The organism is Chamaesiphon sp. OTE_75_metabat_556, from assembly GCF_031378165.1.
GTDB lineage: Bacteria > Cyanobacteriota > Cyanobacteriia > Cyanobacteriales > Chamaesiphonaceae > Chamaesiphon.
Genome location: NZ_JANNDR010000406.1, coordinates 1 through 9,043, shown reverse-complemented (window position 1 = coordinate 9,043; position 9,043 = coordinate 1). Strand labels below are relative to the sequence as shown.

At 49.5% G+C, this 9,043-nt stretch carries 10 protein-coding genes and 1 pseudogene; all 11 read left to right on the top strand.

The genetic code is table 11. The annotated features are described in order from the left end of the window. Positions 1–147, top strand: a pseudogene (locus tag RMO27_RS16365) (SAM-dependent methyltransferase); the annotation flags it as partial. 430 nt (positions 148–577) lie between these two features. Further along, a complete protein-coding gene (locus RMO27_RS16360) occupies positions 578–1,924 on the top strand; it encodes an ATP-grasp enzyme (RefSeq protein WP_396133733.1) in 1,347 nt (448 codons plus the stop codon). A 3-nt stretch (positions 1,925–1,927) separates the two neighbouring features. Next, the gene (locus RMO27_RS16355; RefSeq protein ID WP_309734409.1) at positions 1,928–2,968 is read left to right on the top strand and encodes a D-alanine--D-alanine ligase; all 1,041 of its coding nucleotides are present in this window, start codon (positions 1,928–1,930) and stop codon (positions 2,966–2,968) included. Positions 2,969–3,263: 295 nt separating this feature from the next. Next, positions 3,264–3,623: a hypothetical protein gene (locus tag RMO27_RS16350; protein WP_309734406.1), complete on the top strand. Its 360-nt coding sequence runs from the start codon at positions 3,264–3,266 to the stop codon at positions 3,621–3,623. Positions 3,624–3,791: 168 nt separating this feature from the next. Beyond that, positions 3,792–4,349: a hypothetical protein gene (locus tag RMO27_RS16345; protein ID WP_309734404.1), complete on the top strand. Its 558-nt coding sequence runs from the start codon at positions 3,792–3,794 to the stop codon at positions 4,347–4,349. A gap of 393 nt (positions 4,350–4,742) precedes the next feature. Then, positions 4,743–4,958: a hypothetical protein gene (locus RMO27_RS16340; protein ID WP_309734403.1), complete on the top strand. Its 216-nt coding sequence runs from the start codon at positions 4,743–4,745 to the stop codon at positions 4,956–4,958. Next, entirely contained in the window at positions 4,942–5,301 is a 360-nt protein-coding gene (locus RMO27_RS16335) for a hypothetical protein (RefSeq protein ID WP_309734401.1), read from the top strand. The genes RMO27_RS16340 and RMO27_RS16335 overlap by 17 nt, the downstream gene beginning before the upstream one ends. Beyond that, a complete protein-coding gene (locus RMO27_RS16330) occupies positions 5,237–5,545 on the top strand; it encodes a fatty acid desaturase (RefSeq protein ID WP_309734399.1) in 309 nt (102 codons plus the stop codon). The genes RMO27_RS16335 and RMO27_RS16330 overlap by 65 nt, the downstream gene beginning before the upstream one ends. A 52-nt stretch (positions 5,546–5,597) precedes the next feature. Further along, complete coding sequence (locus tag RMO27_RS16325) at positions 5,598–7,130, top strand: GMC family oxidoreductase (RefSeq protein ID WP_309734397.1); 1,533 nt, start codon at positions 5,598–5,600, stop codon at positions 7,128–7,130. A gap of 85 nt (positions 7,131–7,215) precedes the next feature. Continuing rightward, the gene (locus RMO27_RS16320; protein ID WP_396133732.1) at positions 7,216–8,088 is read left to right on the top strand and encodes an SDR family oxidoreductase; all 873 of its coding nucleotides are present in this window, start codon (positions 7,216–7,218) and stop codon (positions 8,086–8,088) included. A 15-nt stretch (positions 8,089–8,103) separates the two neighbouring features. Next, the coding region (locus RMO27_RS16315) for a VOC family protein (RefSeq protein ID WP_309734393.1) at positions 8,104–9,043 on the top strand (940 nt) is incomplete at its 3' end.

Here is a 9,043-nt window from a genome sequence, read left to right as displayed (position 1 = left end):
ATGCAGGGGCAACCCTACTTAGCGGGTGAGTCTACAGCTAATGGGGCCGCGATCGCTACGTTTAATCAGACAATTGCCGACGATCCGAGGATCGATCGGGTGTTGTTGCCATTGCGAGATGGTCTGACGTTGATTCGTCGCGTGTAGAACCCATTCGAGATCTGCTGGTGGGGAGGGCGGGTTTGTTCGATATCCAACGGCAAGATCGGTATTGACTGGCATAAACCCGCCCCTACAGATCTATAAACTACACACAATATAATTTATGATGTAGATCGACCGGAGGGGCGGGTTTTCGGCGCGCACACGCCTTTGTTTCCCGACGGTTTAGCGACCCAAATCACGCGGAGGTTCCCTCCGCATGTGTTTGGGTCAAGACAGCGCGACAAGACAATGCTAGAAATTCCCGCCTAGCACTACCAGATTCCAACAAACCCCCCCTCCCCAACAATAGCTACCGCGATCGACAGATCTTGGTAATACCAAATCCGGTTGAGAAAACAGATCGATCTTGCTCTTTCCCCCAATTCCCGACCCAGCAACGCCGAATTATTTTCCTAAATTACATTCCATCATCATGGGTTTTGAAAAAGCAGATCTCAAACAGCCACATGAGGTAATGACAACAAGCCTCAAAACAGTAGCAACTTTGATGCTGTTGCTGCTAGTACTACCATTCAACCTCACACTAACCGCGATCGCGTTGCTGAGATCGGCCATATTTCAACCGCCTAGCACGATCGCCGCCGACCCGAAAACGATCCTGATTAGTGGCGGCAAAATGACCAAAGCATTGCAGCTAGCCCGATCGTTTGATCGAGCGGGTCATCGGGTCATCTTGGTCGAATCGCACAAATATTGGCTCACAGGGCATCGATTTTCTGGGGCAGTCGATCGCTTTTACACTATTCCTAAACCTCAAGCCCAGGATTATATTGACGCGCTGCTAGAGATCGTGCAGACAGAAGGAGTAGATGTGTATGTCCCAGTCTGTAGTCCAGTCGCCAGTCATTACGATGCCGAAGCCAAACAGGTACTCTCCAAGTATTGCGAAGTGATGCACTTCGATCCAGAATTGGTACAAAAACTGGATGATAAAGCTGAATTTTCGGCGATCGCCGCATCGCTAGGTCTGACCGTACCCGACTCTTATCGCATCACTGACCCACAGCAGATCCTAGACTTCGATTTTGCGAAGCAAGCGCAAACATATATTCTCAAGAGCATTCCCTATGACTCGGTGCGGCGGTTAAATCTGACTCAGCTACCCTGCGATACACCGTTAGCAACAGCAGCATTTGTTGATGCGTTGCCGATTTCCGAGCATAACCCGTGGATTATGCAAGCGTTTATGACTGGGCAAGAATACTGCACCCACAGCACTGTGCGGAATGGGGAATTGCAATTGCATTGTTGCTGCAAGTCGTCAGCCTTTCAAATCAATTATGAAATGGTGGATCAGCCGGAGATCGAAGCGTGGGTGAGAAAGTTTGTTAAAGGTCTAAATCTGACAGGGCAAGTTTCTTTTGATTTCATTCAGACGGCAGATGGGGGTGTATATGCGATCGAATGCAACCCACGCACCCATTCAGCGATTACGATGTTTTACAATCATCCTGATGTCGCCAAGGCTTATTTAGAAAGCGATTTTCCCCTGATTCAACCGCTCACATCCAGTCGTCCAACGTACTGGATTTACCATGAGATTTGGCGATTGGTGACGCAGCCTCAGCAGATCGGGCAGCGGCTGAAAATCATTGCTAGTGGTAAAGATGCCATTTTTGACTGGGCAGATCCACTCCCATTTTTGATGGTTCATCATGCCCAGATCCCCTGGCTATTGCTAGAAAACTTGCAGCAGCTTAAAGGCTGGCTGCGGATTGATTTTAATATTGGTAAACTCGTCGAGCCAGCCGGAGATTAATTTATGGTACTGCGCGTTTTACACTTAGTCGGCTCGGCGGTCAGCGAATTTTACTGCGATTTATCTCGCCTGTATGCCCAAGATTGTCTGGAGTCCACTGCTAATCCAGCACTTTATGAATTTCACATCGCCTACATTACACCCGATCGCCAATGGCGGTTCCCAGCCGATCTGAGTCGAGAATCGATCGCTTCATCCAGCCCCATGTCTGTTGTTGAAGCAGTTCAGACTCTGATGGCACTCCAGATCGATGTGATGGTGCCTCAGATGTTCTGCATTCCTGGCATGACTTCCTATCGCGCTCTATTCGATTTGCTCGACATTCCTTACTTGGGAAATACTCCTGACGTGATGGCACTAACTGCTCATAAAGCCAAAACTAAAGCGATCGTTGCAGCGGCAGGTGTCAACGTGCCTTTAGGAGAACTGCTTTGCCTTGGCGACAAGCCTGCGTTGGCGGAGCCTGCCAGCATGACAATCGATCCACCAGCAGTGATCAAGCCTGTGAATGCTGATAATTCTCTAGGTGTAGCTTTAGTCAGAAGTCACGCTGACTACGATCTTGCACTAAGGACAGCTTTCACCTATGCCGATGAAGTGCTAGTAGAGACATTTATCGAACTGGGTCGAGAAGTTCGCTGCGGTATCCTGGTTCGGGACGGGGAGCTTATTTGTTTGCCTTTAGAAGAGTATCAGATGGATCGCGATCTTCAGCCGATTCGCCGCTACGAAGATAAGCTCGGCCAGAACCAAAATGGTGATTTACAGATGGTTGCCAAGAATAATACCAAAGCCTGGATCGTCGATCCTGAAGATCCGATGACCGCGAGGGTTTGGGATGCCGCTAAAAAATGCCATATCGCGCTAGGTTGCCGCCATTACAGTCTGTTTGATTTCCGGATCGACCCCAGTGGGCAACCCTGGTTCTTAGAAGCAGGACTGTACTGTTCTTTTGCTCGGACAAGTGTGATTTCGATGATGGCAAAAGCCGCAGATATGCCGTTGGAAAAGCTGTTTGAGATCGCTCTCAACAATTCACTCTAATCGTCAATCGCTACACTCGGCGGCAAGGTGGCGATCGACACACTTTTCGATCGCCACCTCACGATATCCTCACATTTAAATCGTAAGATGAGAGTCGATCGCTCGTGCTAGAGCGATCTTCAATGGTTAGGACTGATTAGTGGTGAGGTCTTTGAAAATTTCACCAGCGATCGATGGCTAATCGATCGGATATTTAAGTTGAGGACAACGGAGCGAAGGTTGCCGTCTGGGCAAGGATGTAACATCTCCCGATCGAGCCTTCATGCGACCGAGTTGCAGTAAAGGTAACAACCATATGTACGAAGAACACCAGCACGATCGTGATCACGTTGGCGGAGCATCGCCACCAGAGCATTGCACTCCCAACCGCTTGGCAAAATTCGACAGAGAGCTAGGATCTGGCGATCTAGTAGCTCGCTCGATACCGGATACCTTCGAGCAGTTTTTGCAGCCCAATGGGGATGAATATTGCGAGCCAAATTGCGATTATTCAGGTCAAATCGTGCGCCGAAGTAACTCAGATCGATCGCAAGACGAACTCATGAAGATCGCGATTTCCCTCGCACTGACAGCTCTGGAATTAGCTGAAATAGAACTTTTAGACAGGTTAAACGCAATCTACCTCGAAGCAACTAGCGAAACCGCGATCGATTGAAGCTGAATTCAGGGTAGGGGCAATTCATGAATTGCCCCTACCCTGAATTCAGCACCGCTTACAAAAGGCATAGAACTCGATCGCCAATAATCTTCAGTTTGATAGAGCGGATCACAAAACTTTAGTTTTAGAATGAGAAGCCGATCTCTACATAGTAGGCACAACGAGATGGCATCAGCACGTAAAAATGCAGTCGGCATGTTTTCAGAGCGCAGTCGAGTTGAAGCAGCAATGAGCCAACTGCAAGCAAATGGTTTTTCCATGAATAATATCTCCATCGTCGATCCTCATCCCCAGACAACAGATGCTACGTTGGGCAAGCTGAGCGATCCGGTGGTGGAATCGGAAGTAGACCTCAACCGCGACCGACCGCTTGATCGAATTCAGCATAGTGCTGCTAGTGCTAGTACGATCGGTAGCGTCGCTGGTGGTTTAGTCGCTGGACTGACGACCCTAGCTTTTCCCGCCTTTAGTGGGGCGGTAGTCTTGGTCGGGATGGCCGCTGGAGCCTTTTATGGTGCGGTATCGGGCGGATTGCTCACTAATGAGATCGGGATTACGCTCCCTGAAGCGCAGGCCAAACACTACAGCGAATTGTTGGAGCAAGGTAACTATCTAGTCGTGCTCAAAGGCACCGAAATCGATCTCGATCGCGCTGAGTCAATTCTCCAAGCCGCAGGTGTAAGCGAATGGCTAGTCTTCGCTCGCACGGCTCCATCAGTTTAGTAACGTCATCGCTACTCGTCTCTAATATTTAGATCCCCGACTTTTAACAAAAGTCGGGGATCGTGCTTTGTGAGAGATGTTCATGGTTTTGCAGATAAAAACAAATTGCATTTAGAGATCGCAAATCGGTAATTTTGATCGCAATCTACATTAGCGATCGACTGCGATTGAAAATAAATTATCAACAAATATCGAGCGTTTTCTAACGCCGCGATCTCAAAGGGTATGACTATCAGCAATCGGTGCCAACTCTGATTTATCGATCAAACGCAAAGCTAGCGCAGTCAAAAGGTATAGACTAATATCGATTTTTTCTTCAGAAAGATACAGAAGATATTTGATGCTTTCTGTTGTAATAGAAAACATCAATAGCGAATTGAGGAAATTTGATCGATGATGCCAACAATTGATAAAATACACGTCTTTAAACTAGCACAACAGGTCAAATTTTTCGGTGGCGAAGGGATCGTGCGGCACGTCACGTTTGAAGCCCAACATTGGACGTATCTAGTCGAGATGCCGTTAGGTCGAGAGCCTGAATTTGGCAGAGTCGGTGCAGAGACGATGGTATTACTCAGCGAGACAGAATTACGTGCCGCACGCTCCTAAATCACCGCCACTGACCGGACTGCTAGTGGCGATCGCGACCGGATCACTCTGGATCGGGAGCCTCATCTATGTCTGTAAATTGGATGTCACCCAGCTCTTACCAGTCGGAATTTTGCCCGTAATACTAGGGCGAACATTCATTCAGACAGGACTATTTATTGTCGCCCACGATGCGATTCATGGCTCGGTGCTACCAGGACATCGCCAGGTCAATCAAAGTTTCGGCAGATTCACATTGGCACTATTTATTTTGGGTGTTGCCGATCTTCTTGAGTTCGATGCAGCTTTTCTACTTTGGGACTTATTTACCCCATCGATCGGCTGGCAAAACTACACCTACTAGTCAGCACCAAAATTCGCACAACGCCGTCAGCAGCAATTACCCGATCGTCTGGTCGTTTTTGACTTGCTATCACTTTGGCTACCACTGGGAGCATCATGAGTACCCCTCGTTACCCTGGTATCGTCTTCCGTCAGTGCGTCAATATCAACGGAAATCGTCACCAATTAATTACAGTGGACACTTAACTAATATCATTCAATCCCAGCTTCAGCGCACTATTACCAGATCCACACCACTTCATTAGGACTGTCCACAGATCCTCGCCCGCGATCGAATCCGCAATATCTACAATCTACATGACCGATCGACACTACGACATCATCATCATCGGTACCGGCGCAGGCGGTGGCACCCTCGCCCATCGACTCGCCCCCAGCGGCAAAAACATCCTGATTTTAGAGCGCGGCACCTTCTTACCTAGAGAAAAAGCGAACTGGAACCCGATCGAGGTTCAAAAGCAAGACCGCTACTTCAATGCGGAAACCTGGCGAGACAAAGATAATGAAGACCTCAAACCCGCTACGGGCTATTGGGTTGGTGGCAATACCAAGTTCTACGGCGGCGCGCTATTTAGAGCCAAAGAACGCGAATTTGAAGCGATCGAACACAAGGGTGGGATCTCCCCCGCTTGGTGTCTCAAATATGCCGATTTTGAACCCTACTATACCCAAGCCGAACGACTCTACCACGTCCACGGTCAGCGGGGACTCGACCCTACCGAAGCCTGGACGACTGGAGACTATGCTTATCCGGCCATTAGTCACGAACCTCGGATTCAGGAACTCAGCGACGACCTCCAAGCCCAAGGATTTCACCCGTTTTATCTACCGATGGCGATTAAGCTCAACGAAGCCCAGCAATTTTTGAGTGGGTGTATCCGTTGTGAAACCTGCGATGGCTATCCCTGTCTGCTCCATGCCAAAGCCGATGCAGAGGTGATGACCGTCCGTCCGGCGATCGAGTATCCCAATGTGACGCTGCTGACTGATGCCAAAGTGCTGCGACTGCACACCAGTCCTACGGGGCGAGAAATAACGGGTGTCGAAACCGAAATCGCGGGTGCAGTGATGACATTTAGCAGCGATTTGGTCGTCGTTGCTTGCGGTGCGATTAATTCCGCCGCCCTACTACTGCGATCAAGTAACGATCAACACCCTCACGGTTTAGCCAATAGTTCCGATCTCGTCGGACGCAATTTCATGAAACATAACTGCGGTGTGATCGTGGCGGTGATGTCCACACCCAACCCGACAGTATTTGCAAAAACTTTGGCTGTTAATGATTTCTACTGGGGCGAGCCAGACTTTCCCTACCCGATGGGACAAATTCAGCTATCTGGCAAAGTCAATCGCGAGATGTTAGCCAACGAAGTCCCGCTGACGATCGATGCCGACATTTCGGCTGAAACTGCGGCAGCGCGTTCGGTGGACTGGTGGCTGATGGCCGAAGATCTGCCCGACCCTGATAATCGAGTCCATCTAAAGGAGGATAGCATTTCGCTAGAGTACACCGAAAATAATATGCAGGCGTTCGATCGACTGGTACATCGGTGGATCGGTGTCTTGAAGTCGCTCGATCCCGACCCGAATTCGCGATTTTATAGTCAAAACTTTCCCTTGCGCTGGGTCGCCCATCAGTGCGGTACCTGTCGATTTGGTACCGATCCCCAAACCTCTGTCTTAGACCCAGATTGTCGCACTCACGATCTAGACAATCTCTATGTCGTCGATGGTAGTTTCTTTCCCTCCAACATCGGCTCGAATCCCACGCTGACGATTATTGCCAATGCCCTCAGAGTCGGGGAGATCTTACTCGATCGACTCAAGTAAATATTCGGCTCAACTTGGCAGTTTCCCAGAGCTACCTGAAGAACTATCCACACACCGCAAACATTACTACCCCAAACAGCAGCTAATTATGACTACCGAATTTCGTCCGACAGCCGCACAAATTCCCGCTCAAACGCTGCCTTATCCGGCCAGCCAGGAAGACATGACGCCGCAACCAGACAGCGATATGTCCAACTACAAGCCAGCAGCCAAACTCCAAGGTAAAGTCGCCCTAATTACCGGCGGTGATTCGGGTATCGGTCGGGCAGTCGCGATCGCCTATGCCATGGAAGGTGCCGATGTCGCGATCGTCTACAACGAAAACGATCGCGATGCGAATGTCACTCAAGCCCTAGTTGAAGAAAAAGGTCAACATTGTCTGACGATTAAAGCTGATGTTCGCGATTCCGCCGAGTGTCAGCAAGCCGTCGCCCAAACCGTCAAAAAATTTGGACATCTAGAGATCCTAGTCAATAATGCTGGCTATCAAGCGGTGAAGTTCGAGATCGAAGAGATCTCAGACGAACAGTTCCGCCGGACGATGGAAACCAATATGTTTGGCTATTTCTACATGCTCAAAGCCGCCTTACCACACCTGAAAGCGGGCGACGCTATCATCAATACTAGTAGTATCCTCGGTCTGATTGGCAAAGAATTTTTAGTCGATTACTCCGCTAGCAAAGGAGCTATCAATGCTTTTACCAAAGCCGCCGCCCAAAACCTCGCCAAACGCAAAATTCGGATCAATGCCGTCGCACCTGGCCCCGTCTGGACGCCCGGAATTCCCGGCACGATGACCAAGGAACAAGTGGATAATTTCGACAAGGATAACGCCATGAAACGCGCTGCCCAGCCGGAAGAACTCGCACCGACTTATGTCTATTTTGCCAGCGAAGATAGTAGCTTTGTGACGGGAGCGATCCTCGAAGTCACTGGCGGTCAAGTCTCTAGCACTTAAGGAGATCCAGATCGAATGACTGCTGTTAAATCGATCGGAATGACGGTGGCGGATATGGATCGCTCGATCGATTTCTATACCACCGTCCTAACATTTACCAAGATTGCCGATCGTCGCATCACTGGTTTAGAAGCGATCGACAAATTATCCCTGCAAACCGAGCAGATCCAGGAAATGGCAACAATCCATCTGCGGGTGGTCGTGTTGCAACTGGGTGCAGAAACACTCGACCTTACTGAATTCCTGACCGATAAGGGTCGTTCGATCCCCTTAAATTCCCGTAGTAACGATGTCTGGTTCCAGCATCTAGCGATCGTCGTCAGCAATATGCACCGCGCTTACCAACATGTCCGCCAACATGCCATCGTCCAGATCTCTCCCCAGCCCCAAACCTTGCCCGATTGGAACCCGGTTGCGGGCGGTATCGAGGCTTTTTACTGTCAAGATCCTGACGGTCACAATCTCGAACTAATTCACTTCCCTCCTGATAAAGGCGATCCCAAATGGCAACAACCGACCACTGACCTATTTTTAGGCATCGACCATACCGCGATCGTGGTGACAGATACAGCCGCCAGTCGTGTTTTCTACTGCGATCTCTTGGGGCTGAAATTGCAGCAAGAGAGTGAAAATTTTGGATTGGAGCAAGCACAATTAAGCGGTGTCGCTCATCCCAAAGTGAAGATTACTAGCCTGAAAGCTTCTGCTGGCATCGGCATCGAGCTACTAGAATATCTAGAACCTAACGACGGACGCGCGATTCCGACCGACACTGAAGCCAACGATGGCTGGTGTTCGCAAACGACGATTGTTGTCGCTGATGCGATCGAGACTGTCCAACAACTCAGAAATGCTCGCCTGCCGATCTTTTCAGACGTGGTGTCACCAGGTACTAATTCGTTAGAAGTCGATCGCCAGTTCCTAATTTGCGACCCTGACGGCCACAAGATCCGGC